The organism is Acidipropionibacterium jensenii (genome assembly GCF_005890135.1).
GTDB classification, from domain to species: Bacteria; Actinomycetota; Actinomycetes; order Propionibacteriales; family Propionibacteriaceae; genus Acidipropionibacterium; species Acidipropionibacterium jensenii.
In genome coordinates this window covers 2130664-2152491 of sequence record NZ_CP040635.1, presented here as the reverse complement: position 1 = coordinate 2152491, position 21828 = coordinate 2130664, and the positions used below count along the sequence as shown (strand labels likewise).

The 21828-nt window shown below is 68.8% G+C and carries 22 protein-coding genes and 1 pseudogene; 5 read left to right on the top strand and 18 right to left on the bottom strand.

All coding sequences use genetic code 11. The annotated features are described in order from the left end of the window. The first annotated feature begins 21 nt into the window (after nucleotides 1–21). Nucleotides 22–1077 carry a calcium:cation antiporter gene (locus tag FEZ32_RS09605; RefSeq protein WP_232020931.1) on the top strand — a complete coding sequence of 352 codons (1056 nt, stop codon included), beginning with the start codon at nucleotides 22–24 and terminating at the stop codon, nucleotides 1075–1077. Between the two features lie 105 nt (nucleotides 1078–1182). Here FEZ32_RS09605 and rlmN read toward each other — a convergent pair whose 3' ends face one another. From rlmN to rpsB, 6 genes are all read right to left on the bottom strand, one after another. Further along, nucleotides 1183–2400 carry a dual-specificity RNA methyltransferase RlmN gene (gene rlmN, locus FEZ32_RS09600; RefSeq protein WP_097798606.1) on the bottom strand — a complete coding sequence of 406 codons (1218 nt, stop codon included), beginning with the start codon at nucleotides 2398–2400 and terminating at the stop codon, nucleotides 1183–1185. A 76-nt stretch (nucleotides 2401–2476) separates the two neighbouring features. Continuing rightward, nucleotides 2477–3349, bottom strand: a complete 873-nt coding sequence (locus FEZ32_RS09595) for a phosphatidate cytidylyltransferase (RefSeq protein WP_028702345.1) — start codon at nucleotides 3347–3349, stop codon at nucleotides 2477–2479. 19 nt (nucleotides 3350–3368) lie between these two features. Continuing rightward, entirely contained in the window at nucleotides 3369–3890 is a 522-nt protein-coding gene (frr, locus tag FEZ32_RS09590; RefSeq protein ID WP_051238113.1) for a ribosome recycling factor, read from the bottom strand. An 83-nt stretch (nucleotides 3891–3973) separates the two neighbouring features. Then, nucleotides 3974–4687, bottom strand: a complete 714-nt coding sequence (gene pyrH / locus FEZ32_RS09585; RefSeq protein WP_028702343.1) for a UMP kinase — start codon at nucleotides 4685–4687, stop codon at nucleotides 3974–3976. A gap of 160 nt (nucleotides 4688–4847) precedes the next feature. Then, nucleotides 4848–5660 carry a translation elongation factor Ts gene (gene tsf / locus FEZ32_RS09580; protein ID WP_028702342.1) on the bottom strand — a complete coding sequence of 271 codons (813 nt, stop codon included), beginning with the start codon at nucleotides 5658–5660 and terminating at the stop codon, nucleotides 4848–4850. A gap of 36 nt (nucleotides 5661–5696) precedes the next feature. After that, nucleotides 5697–6656: a 30S ribosomal protein S2 gene (gene rpsB / locus FEZ32_RS09575; protein WP_028702341.1), complete on the bottom strand. Its 960-nt coding sequence runs from the start codon at nucleotides 6654–6656 to the stop codon at nucleotides 5697–5699. A 352-nt stretch (nucleotides 6657–7008) separates the two neighbouring features. On the opposite strand from rpsB, the gene FEZ32_RS09570 reads away from it, so the two are divergent. Then, entirely contained in the window at nucleotides 7009–8076 is a 1068-nt protein-coding gene (locus FEZ32_RS09570; RefSeq protein ID WP_051238102.1) for a M23 family metallopeptidase, read from the top strand. Nucleotides 8077–8085: 9 nt separating this feature from the next. On the opposite strand, the gene FEZ32_RS09565 is transcribed toward FEZ32_RS09570, so the two are convergent. Then, nucleotides 8086–9003, bottom strand: a complete 918-nt coding sequence (locus FEZ32_RS09565; protein WP_097798604.1) for a tyrosine recombinase XerC — start codon at nucleotides 9001–9003, stop codon at nucleotides 8086–8088. 68 nt (nucleotides 9004–9071) lie between these two features. Between FEZ32_RS09565 and FEZ32_RS09560 the strand changes: the two genes are divergently transcribed. Both FEZ32_RS09560 and def read left to right on the top strand, forming a co-directional pair. Further along, nucleotides 9072–10139 carry a lactonase family protein gene (locus FEZ32_RS09560; RefSeq protein ID WP_138680488.1) on the top strand — a complete coding sequence of 356 codons (1068 nt, stop codon included), beginning with the start codon at nucleotides 9072–9074 and terminating at the stop codon, nucleotides 10137–10139. Nucleotides 10140–10207: 68 nt separating this feature from the next. Continuing rightward, the gene (gene def / locus FEZ32_RS09555) at nucleotides 10208–10810 is read left to right on the top strand and encodes a peptide deformylase (protein ID WP_097828158.1); all 603 of its coding nucleotides are present in this window, start codon (nucleotides 10208–10210) and stop codon (nucleotides 10808–10810) included. A gap of 46 nt (nucleotides 10811–10856) precedes the next feature. On the opposite strand, the gene FEZ32_RS09550 is transcribed toward def, so the two are convergent. The 7 genes and pseudogenes from FEZ32_RS09550 to FEZ32_RS14060 all read right to left on the bottom strand — a co-directional run. Further along, complete coding sequence (locus FEZ32_RS09550) at nucleotides 10857–11672, bottom strand: TrmH family RNA methyltransferase (RefSeq protein WP_097798601.1); 816 nt, start codon at nucleotides 11670–11672, stop codon at nucleotides 10857–10859. Nucleotides 11673–11695: 23 nt separating this feature from the next. Then, entirely contained in the window at nucleotides 11696–12517 is an 822-nt protein-coding gene (locus FEZ32_RS09545) for an ABC transporter ATP-binding protein (RefSeq protein ID WP_138680487.1), read from the bottom strand. After that, on the bottom strand, nucleotides 12505–13302 hold the full coding sequence (locus FEZ32_RS09540) for an ABC transporter ATP-binding protein (protein ID WP_138680486.1): 798 nt from the start codon (nucleotides 13300–13302) through the stop codon (nucleotides 12505–12507). The genes FEZ32_RS09545 and FEZ32_RS09540 overlap by 13 nt, the downstream gene beginning before the upstream one ends. Next, nucleotides 13299–14075, bottom strand: coding sequence for an ABC transporter permease (locus FEZ32_RS09535; protein ID WP_138680485.1), 777 nt, complete (start codon nucleotides 14073–14075; stop codon nucleotides 13299–13301). The genes FEZ32_RS09540 and FEZ32_RS09535 overlap by 4 nt, the downstream gene beginning before the upstream one ends. Further along, nucleotides 14072–15040, bottom strand: a complete 969-nt coding sequence (locus tag FEZ32_RS09530; RefSeq protein WP_138680484.1) for an ABC transporter permease — start codon at nucleotides 15038–15040, stop codon at nucleotides 14072–14074. The genes FEZ32_RS09535 and FEZ32_RS09530 overlap by 4 nt, the downstream gene beginning before the upstream one ends. Continuing rightward, the gene (locus FEZ32_RS14065) at nucleotides 15037–15654 is read right to left on the bottom strand and encodes an ABC transporter substrate-binding protein (RefSeq protein ID WP_276338736.1); all 618 of its coding nucleotides are present in this window, start codon (nucleotides 15652–15654) and stop codon (nucleotides 15037–15039) included. The genes FEZ32_RS09530 and FEZ32_RS14065 overlap by 4 nt, the downstream gene beginning before the upstream one ends. Before the next feature lie 40 nt (nucleotides 15655–15694). After that, a pseudogene (locus tag FEZ32_RS14060) lies at nucleotides 15695–16264 on the bottom strand (ABC transporter substrate-binding protein); the annotation flags it as partial. Nucleotides 16265–16921: 657 nt separating this feature from the next. Between FEZ32_RS14060 and FEZ32_RS09515 the strand changes: the two are divergent. Beyond that, nucleotides 16922–17914 (top strand): bile acid:sodium symporter family protein, encoded by a 993-nt coding sequence (locus FEZ32_RS09515; protein WP_138680481.1) that lies wholly within the window; start codon nucleotides 16922–16924, stop codon nucleotides 17912–17914. Between the two features lie 79 nt (nucleotides 17915–17993). On the opposite strand, the gene FEZ32_RS09510 is transcribed toward FEZ32_RS09515, so the two are convergent. The 4 genes from FEZ32_RS09510 to dxr form a co-directional block, all read right to left on the bottom strand. Beyond that, entirely contained in the window at nucleotides 17994–19328 is a 1335-nt protein-coding gene (locus FEZ32_RS09510) for an SPFH domain-containing protein (RefSeq protein WP_138680480.1), read from the bottom strand. 85 nt (nucleotides 19329–19413) lie between these two features. Further along, complete coding sequence (locus FEZ32_RS09505; protein WP_138680479.1) at nucleotides 19414–19908, bottom strand: NfeD family protein; 495 nt, start codon at nucleotides 19906–19908, stop codon at nucleotides 19414–19416. A gap of 7 nt (nucleotides 19909–19915) precedes the next feature. Further along, complete coding sequence (locus FEZ32_RS09500; RefSeq protein ID WP_028702333.1) at nucleotides 19916–20704, bottom strand: ABC transporter ATP-binding protein; 789 nt, start codon at nucleotides 20702–20704, stop codon at nucleotides 19916–19918. Nucleotides 20705–20742: 38 nt separating this feature from the next. Beyond that, nucleotides 20743–21828 carry a 1-deoxy-D-xylulose-5-phosphate reductoisomerase gene (dxr, locus tag FEZ32_RS09495; RefSeq protein ID WP_097798598.1) on the bottom strand — a complete coding sequence of 362 codons (1086 nt, stop codon included), beginning with the start codon at nucleotides 21826–21828 and terminating at the stop codon, nucleotides 20743–20745.

The window sequence follows — 21828 nt, the reverse complement described above, 5'->3', positions numbered from 1 at the left end:
TGGACGACAGGGGCGCCGGCTGTGGGTCTGGTCACCCTCGCACTGACCTGGCACCGGGACCTCCCGGTCGTCATCTCGGTGGTGGTGGCCATCATTCTCGCCGCATCGGTGCTGTCGGCCGTCGAACACGCCGAGGTGGTCGCAGCCCGGGTGGGTGAACCCTTCGGCTCGCTCATCCTCGCCGTCGCGGTCACGGTGATCGAGGTGGGCCTCATCATCATGCTGATGACCTCCTCCTCCGGATCAGAGACCCAGAGTCTGGCCCGGGACACGGTGTTCTCGGCCGTGATGATCACCTGCAACGGCATCCTCGGGCTGTCCATCCTGGCCGGCACCGGCAGGCGCAAGGGGGAGAGCGGACGGATCAACGAGGAGGGTTCGGCCGCCGCGCTGGCGACCGTGGTCGTGCTGGCCGCGCTCACCCTGGTGGTGCCCCGGTTCACCACCTCCGCCAACGGGGCCTTCCTCACCGGCAGCCAGCTCGCCTTCGAGGCGGTCGCGTCGATCGTGGTGTACGTCACCTTCGTGATGACCCAGTCGGTCCAGCACCGCGACTTCTTCCTGCCGCTCAACCGCAAGGGCAACATCATCACGGCCTCGGCCCATGCCGATCCGCCGCCCACCAAGGTGGCCATGATGAGCGTCGGGCTGCTGGTGTGCGCGCTCATCGCGGTGGTCGGGCTGGCCAAGGTGGAGTCCCCCGCCATCGAGGCCGGGGTGGCCGCGGCCAACCTGCCGCAGACCTTCGTCGGGGTGATCATCGCCCTGCTGGTGCTGGCCCCCGAGACCATCGCCGCGTACAACGCGGGAAAGCGCGGACACCTCCAGGTGGGGATCAACCTGGCCTTCGGCTCGGCGATCGCCAGCATCGGACTCACCGTGCCCACCCTGGCGGCTCTCAGCCCGCTGCTGGACGTGCAGCTCGAGCTGGGCCTGGGGAACCTTCAGATCGTGCTGCTCATCACCACGATGGCGGTGGGCATGCTGACGGTCTCCGGCCAGCGGGTCACCCGCCTCCACGGTGCCCTGCACCTGGTCGTGCTGGCAGCCTTCCTCTTCATGTCGATCGTTCCCTGACCGATCGCCACGCCGGTCGCCCCGGCCACGAGACCGGACGCCGGTCCCCCGGCCCGAGACCGGGACCGGGTGTCCGATCGAGCACCCGTACCGAGGACTGGCCCCTCAGGCGCCCATCCCCTCGGCGCGGCCCCTGGCCGCCAGCTGTCCGCACGCCCCGTCGATCTCCGACCCGCGGGTGTCGCGGACGGTCACCGGGATCTTCCAGCGTTCCAGGGTGGTGACGAAGGCGTCCTGGTCCTCGGGCCGTGACGCCGTCCACCGGGAGCCGGGGGTGGGGTTGAGCGGGATGAGGTTCACGTGGGCCCAGGTCCAGTCGCCACGACGACGGATCTGACGTGCCAGGGCGGCGGCCCGGTCCGCCTGGTCGTTGATGTCGCGCATCAGGGCGTACTCGATGGAGACCCGCCGCCCGGTGCGGTGGGCGTACTCCCAGGCGGCGTCCAGCAGCTCGTCGACCTTCCACCGCCGGTTGGCGGGGATGAGCTCGTCGCGCAGCTCGTCGTCGGGGGCGTGCAGGGAGACCGCCAGGGTGGCCGGGATGCCCTCCTCGGTGAAGGCCTTGATCCTGGGCACCAGACCGACCGTTGACACCGTGATGCCACGGGCGCTCATGCCGATGCCGTTGGGCGCCGGGGCGATGAAGGTGCGCACCGCTGCCATCACGGACCGGTAGTTGGCCATCGGCTCGCCCATCCCCATGAAGACGATGTTGGAGACCCGCTCGGCCCCCGGCACCTGTCCCGAGGCGAGCAGCTGGTCGGCGGCCAGCACCTGGGCGACGATCTCGGCGGTCGACATGTTGCGCTGGATACCGCCCTGGCCGGTGGCGCAGAACGGACAGGCCATCCCGCACCCGGCCTGGGAGGAGATGCACAGGGTGGTGCGCGCCGAGGAGTGCCGGGTGGCCCGGTAGTGCATCAGCACCGACTCGACCAGGGACCCGCCGTGCAGTCGCCACAGGGTCTTGACGGTGGTGCCGTTGTCGCAGGACTGCCGGGACACCTCGGTGAGGAGCTCGGGGAACCAGGTCTCGGCGATCGGTGTGCGGGCCGCCTTCGGCAGATCCGTCCACTGCTGGGGATCCAGTTCGTGTCGGACGAAGACGTGGTCGGAGATCTGGCGGGCGCGGAAGCCCGGAAGACCCATCTCCTTGACCGCCTCGACGCGTTCGTCGACAGACAGGTCGATCCAGTGGCGGGGCGGCTTTGTGCGACTCGGGCTGCGCAGCACCACCGGCATCTCCGTGCCGGGTTCCGCCAGCGGGGTGATCGGCAGCACCAGTCCCGATGGGGACACGGCTGGACGCGGCTCGGTGGACATCACACACTCCTCGATGGACAGTCAGCGGCGCTCTGCGTCCGTGGCCCTCCCCGGTCCACCTGCAGGCGCACGGGCCCTACAGGCACAGGGAGAGCACAGCCCACGCGAACGGGGCGGACAGCAGCATGGAGTCGAGCCGATCCATCACACCGCCGTGGCCGGGAAGGAAGTGGGACATGTCCTTCAACCCGGCGTCGCGCTTGATCATCGACTCGACAAGATCTCCGCAGGTAGCGGCTACCGAGAGTACTCCGCCCAGGAGCACACCGACCCAGGCCGGCGCTCCCAGACCCCACACCGCGCAGCCGGCACCGACCAGCATCGCGGTCACGACCGACCCGGCCATTCCCTCCCAGCTCTTCTTCGGGCTGATTCTGGGGGCCATCGGGTGCCGGCCGAGGAGGACGCCGACGGTGTATCCGCCGGTGTCCGAGGCGATCACGCAGAGCATCCAGGCGATGATCCGCCGGTCCCCGAGGGTGTCGGCCATCATCAGCGGGATGAAGCATCCCATCAGCGGCAGGTAGGCGATGGTGAACAGGCTGGCGGCGGCGTCGGCCACGAACCCCTTCGGCCCGCCCGGCAGCCGCCACAGCATGGAGACCGCCGAGGTGAGTCCCAGACCGGCGACCAGCAGGGTGTTGGCGCCGATCGGCAGGTCGTAGGCGGCGGCCGCGAAGGCGCCGAGCAGCATCAGGACCGTGCCCACCACGATCGGGACCACCGCCGAGTGCATCCCGAGCCGGCCCATCGCCCGGTGCAGTTCCACCGCCCCGATGCTCAGCGCCAGGGCCACGAAGATGACGAATCCCCAGTGCCACCACAGCACGGTGCCGACCACGATGACGACCAGGACGACCCCGGTCACGATCGCAGCGGGCAGATCTCGCCCGGCCCTGGGAGTCCGCTCGTGGGCGGGAGCGGACTGGGGTGTCGGTGGTGTGGTCACGGTCGGTGGGGAGGAGTGCTCAGACCTCGAGCAGCTCGGACTCCTTGGCCTTGAGCAGGGCGTCGATCTGGTCGACGTGCTTCTTGGTCACCTGGTCCAGCTCCTTCTCGGAACGGGTCAGCTGGTCCTCGGTGATCTCCTTGTCCTTCTCCTGCTTCTTCAGCACGTCGTTGGAGGAGCGTCGGATGCTGCGCACCGCGATGCGTCCCTCCTCGGCCTTCGCCTTGGCCAGCTTGATGTACTCCTTGCGGCGGTCCTCGGTGAGGGCCGGCAGCACGCAGCGCACGATGTTGCCGTCGCTGGACGGGTTGACGCCCAGGTCAGAGTCGCGCACGGCCTTCTCGACCTCGTTCACCGAGCTCTTGTCGTAGGGGGCGATGAGCACGGTGCGGGCCTCGGGAACCTGGAAGGTGGCCAGCTGCTGGAGGGGGGTCATGGCGCCGTAGTAGTCCACCATGATGTGGTTGAACATCGCAGGGTTCGCACGACCGGTGCGGATCGCCGCGAACTCCTCACGTGCGTGGTCGACGGCGGTGGCCATCTTGGCGCCGGCGTCCTTGATGATGTCTGAACTCACTGCTGATCCTTCGTGCTTGATGTCTGGTAGAGGTGCGGTCGGGTGGCTCAACGGTGAACGGTGGTGCCAATCGGCTCCCCGGCAATGACCTTGGCGATATTTCCGCGCTTCTCGAGGTTGAAGAAGATCATCGTGAGATCGTTGTCGCGGGCCATCGCCACCGCGGTGGCATCGGCCACCTTGAGATCGCGGGCCAGGAACTCATCGTAGGTCAACTCGTCGAACTTCTTGGCCTCCGGGTGGGTCTGCGGGTCGCAGTCGTAGACCCCGTCGGTGCCCTGCTTGCCCATCAGGAGGGCGTCGGCGCCGATCTCCAGGGCGCGCTGGGCGGCAACCGTGTCGGTGGAGAAGTAGGGCATCCCCGACCCGGCACCGAAGATCACCACCCGTCCCTTCTCGAGATGGCGCTCGGCCTTGCGCGGGATGTAGGGCTCGGCGACCTGGCCCATCGCGATGGCGGTCTGGACCCGGGTGGCCACCCCCTCCTTCTCGCAGAAGTCCTGGAGGGCCAGGCAGTTCATCACGGTTCCGAGCATGCCCATGTAGTCCGCGCGGTCGCGGTCCATTCCGCGCTGCTGGAGCTCGGCGCCGCGGAAGAAGTTTCCTCCCCCGACCACGATCGCCACCTGGACCCCGGCGTTGACGACATCGGCGATCTCGCGGGCCTTGGCTGCCACGACGTCGGGATCGACGCCGATCCCGCCTCCTCCGAAGACCTCTCCGGAGAGCTTGAGCAGAACACGGTGGTACGGAGTGGGCATCGTCTCTCCTGGATCGGGGCTGTTGCGTCGCCTCAGCTTACCGACTCTGCCGGGTTCGGCGCTCCCGGACCCGGATGCGGCAGGGGCCCCGCCTGATGGCGGGGCCCCTGCCGGGTGCCGGGTTCGAGCGGCCCGGGGGTCCGGACCGTCTGCGGGGAGGTCAGTCCCCGGCGGAGAACCGCACGAACCGGGTGACCGTGACTCCGGCCTCCTTGAGGATCTTCTCCACGGTCTTCTTGTCGTCGGAGACGGCAGCCTGCTCGAGCAGGCAGTTCTCCTTGAAGAAGCCGTTCAGGCGACCATCGATGATCCGGTCGAGGATCTTCTCGGGCTTGCCCTCCTCGACGGCGATCTCGCGGGCGACGGTGCGCTCGTGGTCGACGATCTCGGCGGGAACCTGCTCGCGCGACAGCCAGCGGGGGCTCATCGCGGCGATCTGGAGGCAGATGCCGTGGATCGCGGCGGCGTCGTCACCCTTGTACTCGACCATCACGCCGACCTGCGGGGGCAGGTCCTGGGAGCGACGGTGCAGGTAGACCTCGACGGTGCCGTCGAAGTACGCGGCGTCGGCCAGCTCGATCTTCTCGCCGATCTTGGCGGCCAGCGCCCCCAGGGTCTGGGCGACCGTGGTCCCGTCGGGCAGGGCGGCCGCACCGGCGGCGTCCTTCCCGTCGGCCTTGGCGTCCTCGACGGCCTGGGCGATCTGGTCGGCGGTGGCCATGAACTCGGCGTTCTTGGCCACGAAGTCGGTCTCGGAGCCGATGTGGACCAGGGCGTGCCCGGCCGCGGCTACCAGGCCGTTGCTGGCCTCACGGTCGGAGCGCTTGGCGGCCTTGGCAGCTCCGGCGACGCGCAGCAGGTCGACAGCCTTGTCGAAGTCTCCCTCGGCCTCGGTCAGCGCCTTCTTCGCGTCCATCATTCCGGCGCCGGTGGCGTCGCGGAGCTTCTTGACATCAGCAGCTTTGATTGCCATCTGTGATTGATTCCTGTCGTGGTGTGGGTTGACGGCTCAGTTGTTCTCCGCGGGGGCCTCGGCAACCGGGGCGGCGGGCTTGGCCGGAGCGGCCGGCTTGGCGGCAGCAGCAGCCTCGACCTCGGCGGTGAGCTGCTCGGCCTGGGCGTCGCTCTTCTCGGCGGTCTCGGCGTCCTCGACCTTGGCCTGCTCGGCAGGCTTCTCGGCGCCCTTGTCAGCCGGCTTGTCGGAACCCTCGAGGAGCTCGCGCTCCCAGTCGGGCATCGGCTCGGCCTCGGAACCCTTCTCGGCGGACTCGTTGCCCTTGGAGCGCTGCACCAGGCCCTCGGCGACGGCGTCGGCGATGATCCGGGTGAGCAGGGAGACGGAGCGAATGGCGTCGTCGTTGCCCGGAATGGCGTAGTCGACCTCGTCGGGGTCGCAGTTGGTGTCGAGGATGGCGACCACCGGGATGTGCAGCTTGCGCGCCTCATCGACGGCCAGGTGCTCCTTCTTGGTGTCGACGATCCAGACGGCCTGCGGGGTCTTGGGCATGTCGCGGATGCCGCCCAGGTCCTTGGCCAGCTTGTCCTTCTCACGAGAGAGCATCAGCAGCTCCTTCTTCGTGCGTCCGGAGCCGGCCACGGTCTCCAGATCCATCGCCTCGAGCTCCTTGAGCCGGGCGATCCGCTTGGAGATGGTCTGGAAGTTGGTGAGCATGCCACCGAGCCAGCGCTGGTTGACGAAGGGCATGTCGACGCGGGCGGCCTGCTCGGCGATGGCCTCCTGGGCCTGCTTCTTGGTGCCCACGAAAAGAACCTGGCCACCATTGGCGACGGTCTTCTTGATGAAGGCGTAGGCCTTGTCGATGTAGCTCAGCGACTGGTGGAGGTCGATGATGTAGATGCCGTTGCGCTCGGTGAAGATGAAGCGCTTCATCTTCGGGTTCCAACGACGAGTCTGGTGTCCGAAGTGGACGCCGCTCTCGAGAAGCTGGCGGGTGGTGACGACGGCCATGGGGCTCGTCCTTTCATCAGGGCGCGCCACAGCGCGCCGGCGGTTGTTCGGTGACGTGGTGCGCCACCGCCTGATGCGTCGCCGGGAGCTGCCCGTCGGGACGGGACCGTTGTTCCGGCCTCCCACAGGGGAGTCGAACGCATGCGAAGTCAGTCCGGGACAGCCCGGACTGCGGGCCAAGTGTATGCCGCGGGCACGGTGGGCGCCACTTCGATCCGGGGCCCGACGGGTCTGGGGGTGGTGGTTCCGCGAGTTGTCCCCAGAGCCGGAGTCCCGGCGACTCGCAGCGACGAGTTGTCCACAGATTCTGCCCGGTGCGGCAGATCCGGGCCCGCGCCACGAGACGTTCAGTATGAGACACCCCTTCACCACCTCGGCTCGACGCACGGCGCTCACCCTCGGTTCGGCGCTGCTGGCGGTCCCACTGACCATGCTGCTCACCTCGACCACCGCGGCCCGGGCGCTGGCCGATGTCGCGATGTCGCCCGTCTCCTCGGCGGGTGCCGCACCGCGTCCCGGAGCTCCTCCAGCCGACTCACCACCGGTCGACGGCGAGGTGCTGCACGGCTTTGATCCTCCGGCCCGGGACTGGCTGCCCGGCCACCGAGGGGTTGATATCGCCGCACCGGTCGGCGCCCCGGTGACAGCGGTGCGAGCGGGGGTGGTGACGGTGGCCGGCATGGTGGCGGGCCGCCCGGTCGTGGTGGTGCAGATGGCAGACGGCCGCCGCATCAGCCACCTGCCGGTCAGCCCCTCGGTGCGGGTCGGCCAACCGGTCGTGGTCGGCCAGATCATCGGGACCCTGGCCGAGTTCAGGCACTGCTCCCGGCCGTGCCTGCACTGGGGGCTGATCAACGGCAGGAGCTACCAGGATCCGATGTCTCTGCTGGGTTCCGGTGATCCCGGCGCGACGGTGCGCCTGTACCCCGAGGGTCACCGGCCCCGTCGGCCTCCCCCGCCGCCCCGGTCGGTCCCCGATCAGGGGATCGGCATGCCGCTGGCCACCGGAGCCGGTCAGCCAGGCTCCTTCCTCAGGCCCGTCCCGGGCCCGGTCTCCTCGGTCTTCGGGATGCGTCACCACCCCGTCCGGGGAGTGTGGAAGCTCCACGACGGGGTGGATCTCGCCTCCCCCTGCGGCACCCCGATCCGTGCCGCGGCCACCGGACGGGTGTCCTACTCCGGGTACCACCCGGCCTGGGGGTACCGGGTGGTCGTCGACCACGGGACGGTGTCGGGATCGCGTCTGGCGACCACCTACAACCATCTGTCGGGTCCGGGCACCGCGGCCGGAGCGGTGGTGCTGCGCGGCCAGCCCATCGGCCGGGTGGGCAGCACCGGCTTCTCGACCGGCTGCCACCTCCACCTGGGGATGGAGCGCAACGGGACCCCGGTCGACCCGCTGCCGCACCTGTCGCGTTGAGCGACCCGCTCAGGCCCTCGGATGGGCCTGGTTGAAGGCGCGTCTGAGCCGCTCGGTCGAGACGTGGGTGTAGATCTGCGTGGTCGCCAGGGACTCGTGGCCGAGGATCTCCTGGACGGTGCGCAGGTCCGCTCCCCCCTCCAGCAGGTGGGTCGCCATCGCGTGACGCAGCCCGTGAGGGCCCAGATCGGGGGAACCGGGTTCGGACCGCAGATGCTGGTGCACCATCCGGCGCACCACCCGGGGATCGATCCTGGCTCCGCGGGCGCCCAGGAAGAGGGCCTGGCCGGAGGACGCCGTCTGCCACTCGGACCGCCTGGACAGCCAGCCGTCGATCGCCCGCCAGCCGGGATCGCCGAGCGGGACGGTGCGCTCCTTCGACCCCTTGCCGAGCACCCGGAGGGTGTCGCGTGCCCGGTCCAGGGAGCTCAGGTCCAGTCCGCACAACTCCCCCACCCGGATGCCGGACCCGTAGAGCACCTCGAGAATCGCCGCATCCCTGGCCCCCTGCGGTGAGTCGTCGGTGCTCGCCGATGCCACCGCGTCGTCGAGGAGGCGTCGCGCCTGGTCGACGCCCAGGGTGCGAGGCAGCCGGCGGGGAACCTTGGCCGCCTTGAGCCGGGCGGCCGGATCGACACCGATCAGCCCCTCGGCGCAGGCCCAGCGGAAGAACACTCTGGCACTGGCCCAGTGCCGCTGAAGGGTCGCCGGTGCCTCTGCGGCACCGCGACCGTCGGCCAGCCAGGACCGCAGGGCCGAGACGTCGATCTCCGCCAGCCGGGTCACGCCGTTGTCGGCGGCGTGGTCGAACAGAGACTCCAGGTCGGTGCGGTAGGCGGTGACGGTGCGCGGGGAGCGGCGCAGATCCGCTCTGAGGTGGACGCAGAAGTCCTCCAGCGGGACGGTCAGCGCGGCGGGGAGTGTCATCGCCTCCACTGTGGCCCGCGGCTCGAGCGGCCCGCCGGTGGACACGCTGGAGGTCGTAGTCTTCGGCCATGACCATGCTGCGCACCCCCGTCCTGGCCAGCGGCTACAGCACTGCGGCCGGGCCCGGCGGACTCTCCAGCTGGGAGGTCGAGGCCCCGTGCGACGACCACGGCCTGCCAGATCCCCGTGCCGAGCTCACTGCCACCGCCACCGGCCAGGTGGCCCTCGGCGACGCCTCCTGGATCGTGCCGCTGGGCAGCATGCTGGCGGTGATCGGGGAGCGCGACTCCCGGCTGTGGCTGGTGCGGTCGGGCGACCTGTCGGTCGCCGCCGAGCTGGATCTGGGCGGAGGGCTCCCATGCCACGCCGCGGCCGACCCGACCGGACGTCTCCTGGCGGTGGCCCACTACGGCTCCGGGGAGGTCAGTGTCATCGAGCTCGACTCCTGGCGGTCCGGTCCCCGGCAGGTGGCGCGCCTGCAGTTCACCGGTCATGGGCCGGTCGCCTCCCGCCAGGAGGCTCCGCACGCCCACCAGGTGACCTGGTTGGACCGTGGGCACCTGGCCGTCACCGATCTCGGCACCGACCAGATCCGGATCCTCAAGTACGGTCCCGCCGGGCTGGAGCAGATCGGCAGCATCGAGACTCCGGCCGGATTCGGACCGCGTCACCTGGTCCTCACCACCGCGGGGCGCCTCCAGGTCCTCACGGTCTGCGGGGAGCTGTCGGGCAGCCTGCTCACCTGGGCCCGCCGCGCCGGGGACGACGTCTGGGCCAAGGACTGGCATCCCCACGAACCCGTGGCGGCCTCCCTGCGCGGCCGTTCCCAGCCGTCGGGCCTGGTGGCCCGCTCCGACGGCACCCTGCTGGTCGCCAACCGGCTGGTCGGCACCGTCTCGGTGATCACCGGGGCGCACGCCCTCACGACCTGGTCGGGGCAGCTGGGGGTGGCCGAGGAGTTCGACTGCGGCGGCATCGCACCGCGCGATCTCACCCTCGACGGTGACCGCGTCTGGGTGGCCCAGCAGGACGCCGGAACGGTCTCCTGCTTCACCCGAGGGCCCCAGGGCTGGCGGCAGCGGCTGTCCCTCGATCTTCCCGAGGCCACCCACGTCCTGGTCGGCGTCACTGTCTAGAAAATGTGTGGAGAGGGGCACTGGTGGCAGAATCGGGCGGGCGAATCGGAACAGCCTGAGGAGTTTTCATGCGCGAGCACACCCCGACCGACGATCCCAGGTGGGCAGAACTGTTCACCGGCGGGACACTGCGACGGGTGACCCGGTGGAGCGAACCGGTGCTGCACGCCAGCACCCAGCCGGTCACCGACTTCGACGATGACCTCCACGAGCTGATCCGCGACATGTTCGTCACCAACGCGGCCGCCGACGGCGTCGGCCTGGCCGCCACCCAGGTCGGGCTGAGTCTGTCCCTGTTCATCTACAACTGCCCCGACGACGACGGGGTGGTCCACAAGGGCGCGATCTGCAACCCGCAGGTCACCCTGCCCACCGGCCGTGACCGCAATCTCGTCTCGGTCGACGAGGGCTGCCTGTCCTGGCCGGGCGGGTTCCAGCCGCTGGCCCGCCCCGATCTGGCGACCTGCACCGGTCAGGACCCCTGGGGCACCCCGCTGTCGGTCACCGGAACCGGCTACTTCGCCCGGTGTCTCCAGCACGAGACCGACCACTGCAACGGGATCGTCTTCGGCGACCGGCTCTCCAAGCGCTCCCGGCGCAAGCTCGACGAGCAGCACGAGAACCTCGACCACCTCTTCCCCGAGGACTGGCCGGTCCACCCCAAGGGCTGAGGCCCCGGTCCTCTCGGGCCGGATCCCTCCGGGAGCACGTCTGCTGCTAGTGCACGGGGCCGAGTGCGTAGCAGGCCACCGCGGCGGCCGCCGCCACATTGAGGGAGTCGACGCCGTGGTGCATCGGGATGCGCACCACGACATCGGCCTGGTTCACCCAGTGGGAGGACAGCCCGGCCCCCTCGGTCCCCATCAGCAGGGCCACCTTGCGGGGCCGGGAGCGCAGCTGTGCGGCGAACTCGTCGAGACTCACCGAGTCATCGCTGAGCGCCATCGCGGCGATCGTGAAACCGTGCTCCTTGAGATGGCCCAGGCCCTGACGCCAGTCCGACAGGCGGGCCCAGGGAAGCGCGAAGACCGTCCCCATCGACGTCTTGATGGCCCTGCGGTACAGCGGATCGGCGGCCCTGGGGGCCAGCAGGACGCCGTCCCAGCCCAGTCCGGCGGCGCACCGGATGATCGCCCCCACATTGGTGTGGTCGACGATGTCCTCGCAGACCACCAGACGGTCGGCCGACATCAGATCGGCCTCCGACCAGCGGGTCACCCGCTCCATCGACGCCAGCGCTCCCCGGTGGACGTGGAACCCGGTGACCTTCTCGGCCAGTTCCTCGGTCACGACGTAGACCGGCACGTCGACGTCGTCCAGAAGATCCCGCAGCCCGTCGATCCACCGCGGCGCCAGCAGGTAGGAGCGCGGACGGTAGCCCGCCTCGGCGGCACGCCGGATGATCTTGGCCCCCTCGGCGATGAACAGTCCCTCGGCGGCCTCCAGACTCCGGCGGAGGTTGACGTCGCGCAGACTCACGTAGTCGGCGAGCCGGGGGTCCTGGGAGTCGTCAATCGTCACGAATCGAGCCACCCCGACAGCCTAGATGCTCGGTGTCATGACGTCGGTGACCCGCAGCGACTGCCGGTGGTGCGGCCCTGACCCGATGCAGCCGGGGGCGGCAGGCAGGGAATGGCCTCGAGCAGGCGCGCGGTGGCGGGATGCTGGGGAGCGTCGAGCACTTCGTTGAGCAGCCCCTGCTCGACGATGCGGCCGTCCTCCATCACGAGGATCCGATCGGCGACCTGCCGGGCCAGTCCCAGGTCATGGGTGATGAACAGCATCGCGAATCCACGCTCCTCCTGGTAACTGCGCAGGAGTTCCGTGGCCTCCTCCTGACCGGCGACACCGATGCCGGACATCACCTCGTCGGCGATGAGCAGTCGGGGGTCGGGCAGCAGGGCGCGGGCCAGCGCGGCACGCTGAAGCTGGCCTCCGGAGAGCTCGTGCGGGTACCGGTCGAGATGCTCCGGCGACAGGCCCATCCGTTCGAACAGCTCGATCACAGTCTGCCGAGGATCGGAGCTCCGACGGAAACGCCGAGCCGCCGGCAGTAGCGAGCGTGACAGCCTCAGGCGCGAGGAGAACGCCTGGTACGGGTTCTGTGTGATGAGCTGCAGGGCGGGTCTCAACGTGCGGATCAGCCGAGGAGGGGCACTCGCCAGGTCGATCCCCTCGGCCGAGACGACCGATCCACTGGTCGGACGCAGAAGCCCGACTCCCACCTTGCCCAGCGTCGACTTGCCGGAACCCGACTCCCCGACAACTGCGATGGACTCTGTCTCGTCGATGGTGAACGTGACCCCGGACAGGGCGTCAACGCGGCGTGAGTGGTTCGCGTACACGACCCCGACGTCGTGGTAGCTCAGGACGGGCATGTCGGCCTCACCTTTCTGGTCTGGGCCAGCAGCGTGCGGGTGAGATCGGTGGCGGGGGCGGTGAGAACCTGGTCGACCGGACCGTGTTCGATGATCCGACCGTTCTCCATCACGATGACGTGCTCGCAGAGTCTCCACACGAGGGCGAGGTCGTGGGAGACGAACAGCAGGTCGCGCTGCTGTTGCGTGCAGATCTGGTCGATGAGGTCGATGCACTCCTTCTGGTGGGGCATGTCCAGGGCGGTGGTGGGCTCATCGGCCACCACGAGTGGCTGATCTCCGCACAGGTTCAGGGCCAGTGACACCCGTTGCCTCATGCCACCGGAGAGTTCATGCGGGTAGGAGTGCAGAATTCGATCGATGTCGGGCAGACCGACCCGGCCGAGCCATTCGCGGGACAGGCCTGCGGTGACCGGGCCGCGGGTGCGGCGTTGGACCGCCAGTACGTGGCGGAACTGGGTGCCGATGCGCTGGTACGGGTTGAGCGAGCCGATCGAGTCCTGGCGGAGGACAGCGATGTGGCGGGCCACGAACTGGCGGCGCCGGGACGGTGCGATGGCGTCGAGAGGCGTGCCGTTGACCCGGATTCCGCCGTCGAGTCGGCTTCCCGCGGGTTGGGAGGCCGTCAGACAACGGAGGAGCATGCTCTTACCGGCCCCGGAGGGACCGATGACTCCCCACCGCTGACCGGTGCTGATGCTGAAGTCAACATCTGCCAGGATCTTGGCCGGGTGGCGGCCGCCCGTCCGCAAACCCAGTCCGTTCGCTGCCAGGATCTCGGTCATCTCTTCCTCCCCGGGGCGTCGCACACCATGTGGATCGCCCCGGCCAGGATCGCGATCGCTAGACTGGGGGCGAGCAGCAGCGTGGGATGACCGGTCTGACTTCGGTACTGGTAGAGCATCGTCCCCCAGTCCGGAACTGTGGCGTCCACTCCCAGGCCGAGAAAAGCAAGTCCGGCGAAGGACAGGATGGCACCGGCCGCGGTCGATCCCAGGTAGTGCAGAAGTGGCGAGGAGATCTCGGGAAGGATCTGGCGGGCCAGGATCACCGGTCGCGGAGTGCCCAGCAGGACCTCAGCGCGAACATGGTCGCGATCGCGCACCACCCGGGTGAGCGACCTGGTCTGAAGAGCGTAGGTGCCGGCGCCGTACAGTCCCAGCACGACTCCTGCAGACACAGGACTCAGTCCGACGACCGATGTGACGATGAGCGCAACCACGAGGCTCGGCACGACCAGTACCAGGTCGGTCACCGATGAGATGGCGGAGTCCGTTGTGCGTCCGAGGAAGCCGGCGGCCAGGCCGGCCGGAACGCCGAGCAGCACGGAGATCGCGCATGTGACGATCACCACGGTGCAGGTGCGCCAGAATCCGGCCGCCAGCAGTGCCCAGACGTCCCGGCCCAGGTCGTCTGTCCCCAACAGATGGGTCCGGCTCGGATTCTGGAGAATCGCGGTGAGGTCGACACTGGTCGGATCCTGATGAGGCAGTGCGAAGACCACGACCAGGACAACCAGGACCGCAGCGGCACTCGCGCCGCGCACCTTGCCACTCATCGGGCTCTCGGATCCAGCGCGGACAGCACGATTTGGAGCAGTCCTCGGGCGATCAGCATCCAGATGACCATGATCATGAGGTAGCCCTGAACCATCGAGTAGTCACGGTCGGCGATGCTGGAGATCAGCAGATAGCTCATTCCGGGCACGGCGAAGACGTACTCGACGACCGCCGCGCCTCCCAGCACACTGGCCATCCGGGAGATCATGGCCGACACCAGTCCGTAGACGCTCGGGCGCCATCCGTCGGTCCAGGCCAGCCGGGTGAAGCTGACGCCGCGCTCCAGACCCGCTTGGATGAAGGGTTCGACCCGGAGCTGGTCAACATGGGCCGCGACCACCCGGGAGAGTGGCCCGGCCACGAGGAAGGCCATCACCAGCGTCGGTGCGACGAGTATCCCGGGACCACTCAGTCGGTAGAAACTCACCCATCCCCACTTCACCCCGACGAGGTTGATGACGATGACGCAGGCCATGGAACCGGGCACGGCCTGCTCGATGATCGTGAGCGCCCTGGAGAAGACGTCGAAGACGCCTCCCCAGGTGCTGGCGGTGACACCCAGCACGTAGGCTGCCACGGCGCCGAGGAGCAGACTTCCCAGTCCGATCGTCATGGAGGCGGGTACCCGGGAGAGCAGTTCAGGGGCCACAGCCTCTCCGGAGACCAGGGAGACTCCCCAGTTTCCCGTGACGAAGCCACCGGCCCAGTGCCCGTACTGGTGGAGCCATGAGCCGTCCAGGCCCCACTGATGACGCAGTGCCTCGACGGCCTCCCGGGTGACGGGAAGGCCCTGGTGCTGGAGGTACGCCTCCATCGGCGTCTGGGGCAGCAGACGGGTCAGTGCGAAGACCAGCACACTGGCGGCGATGAGCAGAGCCACCTGTCGCAGCAGGGTGCGGACCATGCCGCGCACCAGGAATGGTTGCGGCCCGCGGTGGCCGGCCGCGGGCCGGTCCCCGTTCATCTCAGGCCGAAATCGGCATCAACGATGTAGTAGTCCCCGCCGTAGGGCTGGTAGGCGGAGACCCTCTGAGAGAGGGCGACATACCACTGCGGATCGACCAGGTAGAACAGCGCCTCGTCCTCGTGGAGCTGGTGCTGGATCTGCACGGCCTTGGCGTCACGGGCGGCGCCGGGAGTCATCGCGTCCAGCTGATCGAGCAGCGCGTCGGTGGACTTCGACGAGTATCCGGTGAGGTTGTTGGCCCCGCCGGAGCGGAAGAACTGGTTGAGGAAGAATGACGGGTCCCCGGTCGGCGCCGTGTGCTGGGCGTAGACCGCCAAGTCATAACCACCCTTGTTCATCGTCGCCACGATGTCATCGGCGACAGATGTCGTCGATGTGATACCCAGCTGCTTGAGCTGGGAGACCATGATCTGCATGATGACCGACAGATCGGGCCGTGACGCATATGTCACCAGACGCAGGGTGAGCTTCTTGCCGTCCTTGGTGCGAATCCCGTCGGGCCCCTTCCTCCATCCTGCCTTGTCGAGCAGTGCGGCCGCCTCGGTCGGCGTTGGCCCGGAGCTTCTCGGTCCCTGCGAAGCTGTAGTAGTGGGCGAAGGCCCCTGTCGCAACGCGTCCGCCGCGCAGAGCGGTGACGTAGGCGTTGCGGTTCAGCCCCAGGTCGACGGCCTTGCGGACGGTGGGGTCAACCAGCATCCCGGACTTGAGGTTCGGACGGCCGAAGTACTGGTATCCCGCGTCGAGGGTCTTGACGGTGACTCCCGCGGTCGACTTGAGCTGCTCGGCGACGGTCGGGGTGACGGTGAAGGCCATGTCGATGCTCCTGGTCTGCATCGCCAGCTTCATCGCGTCGGCGTCCTTGAACGCCTTGAGGGTCACATTCTGGCGCCTGCCGGCGTTGGGGTACGAGGGGTTCGGCGCGAGGTTGATCTGCGTTCCGGACTGCATCGACGTGATTCGGTAAGGACCGGTGTACAGGTAGTTCCCCTTGGAGTCGGTCTTGAAGACGACATTGCTCCACTCCCCCAGGATTGCCGGGAGAACCCTTGTGATGCGCGTAGTGTGCGCGGTGAGAGTGCTGGAACCGGCGGTGAAGGTGATCCTGCCTGCAGACGCGTTGGACAGCGGGTTCTTCTGCTGGATCTGGTTGAGGCTCCAGGCCAGTGCCTTCGCATCGACGGCGGATCCGTCGGAGAACCTGGCACCGGGCTTGACCGCCATCGTCCAGTCGAGATTCCCGGTCTGCTTCACATCCTTGACGAAGCGGGACGTCTGATTCCCCTTGGCGTCAAGCATGAACACGTACTCCGCGACGCCGTGAGAAGTGAGGTCCCAGGCATCCTTGAAGGGATTGCTGCTGTCGGCGACACTCGTCTGACCGACGACCAGGGAGGCCGTCGGCCCCGAGGACGAGGCCGTCGAGGAGGATGCGGTCGATCCGCATCCGGTGATCAGCCCATCGAGACCGTGACCAGGCATGCGAGCAGGGCTCTGCTGCGAGTGCCGTGCAACAAACGGGATGACATGAGAGGTGCGCTCCTATCTCGGCACGATCCTCCGATGCCAGTGCGGCAGCTCGGCCGACCGGTCACAGCCAGAAGTCGTGCGCTTCCGATACAACATGTGACGCGCTCGAGAGGGTCTGGCTCGGCTCTTCAGCCTCACAGTGGCGCGACCGCCCCAGGATTTCACTGGATTCCTCCGCACGAACGCAGCGTCACGCTAACACCCGCGCCCCCGAGCGATGACCGCGGGGGTCCCGGGGAGTCCCAGACCGAACCGGATGACCGGACCCCGCACTGTCGGACGCCGTTTGGTCCCGGGCACCGCTCCTGCGGGACCGCCCGGGAACCGGGCCCGCGAGAATAGGGTGTCGGGGTGACCCCGACGTCCGGCAGACACCATCAGATCAACTGGTTCCTGGTGGGCATCGTCGCCTCCGCCCTCATCGCCAGTGTCCTGCCGGCCCGCGGGGCGGGAGTCCCGGTGGTCGACGGACTGGTCAACGTGCTGGTCTTCTGGCTCTTCCTGCTCTACGGCGCCCGCCTGCAACCCAGCGAGACGCTGGCCGGGCTCACCCACTGGCGACTGCACCTGACGATCCTGGGGTGCACCTTCATCGTCTTCCCGCTGATCGGCATCCTCCTGCAGCTCCTGGTGCCGTGGGCCATCTCGCCGCTGCTCTACCTGGGGCTGCTGTGGGTGTGTCTGGTCCCCTCGACGGTCCAGTCCTCGATCAACTTCACCTCGATCGCCCACGGCAACGTCCCCGGGGCCATCGTCTCGGCGACCACCTCCAACCTGCTGGGGACCTTCATCACCCCGGTGCTGGCATTCCTGCTGGTCTCCTCGCACTCCGGGGTCACCATCTCCGCCTCGTCGATTCTCGACGTCGCCCTGCAGATCCTGCTGCCCTTCGTCCTCGGGCAGCTCTCACGCCCGCTGACCGCCCGCTTCGTCACCGAGCACCGCAAGCCCCTCAAGTTCGTCGACAACGGCGTCATCCTCGTGGTGGTCTACTCCGCCTTCTCCTCGGGGATGCGCGAGCACATCTGGTCGATCACCAGCGGCCCGCAGCTGGCCGTGACGGTCCTCATCTGCCTGGTCCTGCTGGCGGTGATGCTGTGGCTCACCTGGGCGCTGAGCGGATGGCTGCACTTCCCCCGGGCCGACCGGGTGGCGATCCAGTTCTGCGGGACCAAGAAGTCGCTGGCCACCGGCCTGCCGATGGCCACCGTGCTGTTCACCGGCCAGCCGGTCGGACTCATCGTGCTGCCGCTGATGATCTTCCACATGGCCCAGCTCATCGCCTGCGGCTGGATCGCCGAACGCTACCGACAGCAGTGGGACGCGCAGCACCCCGGGGGCTGAGCCCCCGGGGTACATCTGAACGCGCTGTGACGAGTGCTCCTGCGAGCGGTCCGGGGCGACCCCGATCCCGCCCGCGACCTCAGCCCTGGTCGCCGCCACGAGGGTTGAAGGGCTGCTGGGGAGGCTGACCCTGGTCCGGCTGCGGGCCCTGGGGGGCCTGGGGGGCCTGCGGGCGCTGGGGAGGCGGGGTCGGCTGGCTCTGCGGGGTGCCCCAGCCGGTCTGGTAGAGACCACCCATCGGCCCCTGGGCCTGCTGATCGGCCGGCGTGTGGCCGCCCTTGGACGATCCGGGCAGCGCGGTCGAGGGTCCACGACCGACCGACGGCGCGGTCTTGGGCCCGGTGCTCAGGCCGGGGTTCTCCAGCTTCGCGGCCTCCTCGATGGCCTGCTGGACGGTGGCGTCGGACTGCGCCCGCTCGTCCTCCTTCTGCTGGGCGATCTCCGCCATCACGTCGACCTTCTTCGGCTGGTCGAAGGAGGAGGGGTCGGCGGTCTGGTAGGTCGGCTTGCGGTTGTCGCCGTCACCGACCATCTGACCGAGTCCGCGCAGGGCGTCGTTCAGCTCGCTCGGGACGATCCACACCTTGTTGGCGTCCCCACGCGCCAGGGTGGGCAGCATCTGCATGTACTGGTAGGCCAGCAGCCCCTGATCGGGCTGACCGGCGTGGATCGCGTTGAACACGGTGGTGATGGCCTGGGCCTCGCCCTCCGACCTCAGCATCTGGGCCTGACGGTCAGCCTGGGCGCGCAGCACCTGAGCCTCCCGGTCGCCCTGGGCCCTCAGGATCGCCGACTCCCGGTCGCCGCCGGCGGCCAGGATCTGGGACTGACGCTGGCCCTCGGCCAGCAGGATCGCGGCCCGCTTGTCGCGTTCGGCGCGAGCCCCCTTCTCCATCGCGTCACGGATGGTGGGCGGCGGCTCGATGGCCCTCAGCTCGACACGGTTGACCTTGATGCCCCACTTGCCGGTGGCCTCGTCGAGGACCGACCGCAGCTTCTGGTTGATCTCCTCGCGCGAGGTGAGCGCGGCCTCCATGTCCATCCCGCCGATGATGTTGCGCAGGGTGGTCATGGTGAGCTGCTCGATGGCGGTCCGGTAGGACTGCGCCTCGTAGGCGGCACGCTCGGGATCGACGATCTGGAAGTAGATCACCGAGTCGATGTTGACCATCAGGTTGTCCTCGGTGATGACACCCTGGGGCGGGAAGGGCTGGACCTGCTCTCGCATGTCCAGGTTGTACTGGACCTTGTCGATGACGGGGACCACGAGATGCGGTCCCGGATTGAGACGCCGGTGGAACTTCCCCAGACGCTCCACCAGTCCGATCTTCTGCTGGTGAATGATCTTCACCGACGATCCAAGGGCAACCACCACCAGAACGATGATGATGATCGCGACGATGAACTCGGTCATCAGGCCTCCTCAGCGAGTGCGACAGTCATTTCCTCCATCCTGCCATCCGCTGCGCCGCCATCCGGTGCCGCGCGCCGGACGGGCCTCAGGTTCGGGCCCCTCCCGACCATCCGAGGCCCTGACTGGCCGGGTAGACGATGAGGGTGGTGGCATCGACCTGGTAGACCTCGATCGACTCGCCGGCGTCGATCGTGACGCCGGGGCTCATCGTGCGGGCCTCCCAGATCTCCCCGTGGACCTTGACCTCCCCGGTCTCCGAGGTGACCTGCCGGGTGGCGGTGCCCTCCGAACCCACCAACTGGTCCAGCAGGGACCGGTAACCCGGGGCGTCCCTCACCCGCTTGAGCAGGGTGGGCCGCAGCACGGCGAGCATCACGCCGCCCACCGCGACGGCGACCAGCACCTGGATCAGCCAGGCACCGGGCAGGAAGACGGCGGTGACACCACCGGCCAGGGCCCCGGAGGCCAGCATCAGCAGGGTGAAGTCGAGGGTGAGCATCTCGGCGCAGGCGAGCACCGCCGAGGCTCCCAGCCAGCCCACCCAGCCGTGCTCGGCGACCCACCTCCAGAACTCTGCCATCGGGGCCTCACTCTCTCGCTGCCACGGCGCTCCAGCGACCGTTGCTGGTGGTGACCTCCAAGGGTAGCCCGAAGGCCTCGGAGAGGATCTCGGACGTCAGCACCTGGTCGACCGGACCGCTGGCCGCCACCCTGCCGCCGTCCAGCACCAGGGCGTGGGTGATACCGGCCGGAATCTCCTCCAGATGGTGGGTGACCAGCACGGTGGCCGGGGCACTCGGATCGGCGCAGATCTGCGACATCACGGCGACCAGCTGTTCGCGGCCGGCCAGGTCCAGGCCGGCGGCCGGTTCGTCCATCAGCAGCAGCTCCGGGTCGGTCATCAGCGCCCGGGCGATCTCCACCCGCTTGCGCTCCCCCTCGCTGAGGGTCCCGTAGGTGCGCTCGGCCATTCCGGCCAGCCCCATCTGGGCGATGAGCTCGTCGGCGCGGGCCAGGTCCATCGGGTCGTAGGACTCCCGCCAGCGCCCGATCACCGCCCAGGCGGCCGAGACGACGATGTTGCGCACCGTCTCGGAGGCCGGGATCCGGTGGGCCAGAGCCGAGGAGCAGACCCCGATCCGTGGTCTCAGCTCGAAGACGTCGACGGCCCCGATGATCTCGTCGAGGATCTCCACCAGCCCGGTGGTGGGGTGCAGCTGGGCGCCCAGAATCTGCAGGATCGTGGTCTTCCCGGCGCCGTTCGGTCCGACCAGCACCCAGCGCTGACCCTCGTCGACCTCCCAGTCGACATCCTCGAGGATCTGGGTGGTCCCGCGCCGCACACCGACCCCGGCCAACTGCACCACTGCATTCATGGGCACGAACCTACCAACGATCGCGAGGGGCCGAGCCGCTACCGCCGTGCGGCGATGTCCTCATCGGCGCGACGACGCGCCCACTGCTCGGCGCCGGCCAGGCTGTCGAGGGTGAGCTCGGCGGGCGGCTGGTGGGCCTCCACGACCCGCTGGATCGTCTCGACAATCCCCGGGAAGGACAGCCGACCGGCGTGGAAGGCCTCCACGGCCTGTTCGTTGGCCGCGTTGTAGACCGCCGGGTAGGTTCCCCCGGCCCGTCCCACCTGTCGGGCCAGGGCCACCGCGGGGAAGGTCTGCTCGTCGAGGGGTTCGAAGGTCCAGCTGGTGACCTGGTGCCAGTCGAGCGGCCGGCCGACCCCGGGGACGCGATCGGGCCAGCCCAGGCCCAGCGAGATTGGCAGCCGCATGTCGGGCGGGGAGGCCTGGGCGATCGTCGACCCGTCGACGAACTCGACCATCGAGTGGACGACCGACTGGGGGTGGACGACCACCTCGATGTTGTCGTAGTCGACGTCGAAGAGCAGGTGGGCCTCGATGACCTCCAGCCCCTTGTTGACCATGGTTGCGGAGTTGGTGGTGACGACCCGGCCCATCCGCCAGGTCGGGTGGGCCAGCGCCTGGGCGGGGGTGACCTCCTCCAGCTCGGAGTGGGTCCAGCCGCGGAACGGGCCGCCGGAGGCCGTCACCACCAACCTCGCGACCTCGGTGGGAGCGCCGGCGCGCAGGGCCTGGGCGATGGCCGAGTGCTCGGAGTCGACGGGGACCAGCTGGCCGGGGGCCGCCGCCCTCCTCACCAGTTCCCCGCCCACGATGAGTGACTCCTTGTTGGCCAGCGCCAGGCACCTGCCAGCCTTCAGGGTGGCCAGGGTCGGGCCGAGCCCGACCGACCCGGTGATGCCGTTGAGGACGACGTCGGCCTCGACATCGGCAACCAGTTGACAGGACTCCTCGGCGCCCAGTGCCAGATGCTCGACGCCGAACTCCCGTGCCTGGTCGGCGAGCATCTCCCGGTTGCTGCCTGCCGACAGGCCCACCACCTGGAACCGTTGAGGATTGGCCCTCACCACATCGAGAGCCTGGGTGCCGATGGATCCGGTGGAACCGAGAAGGATCACGCGTCGCAT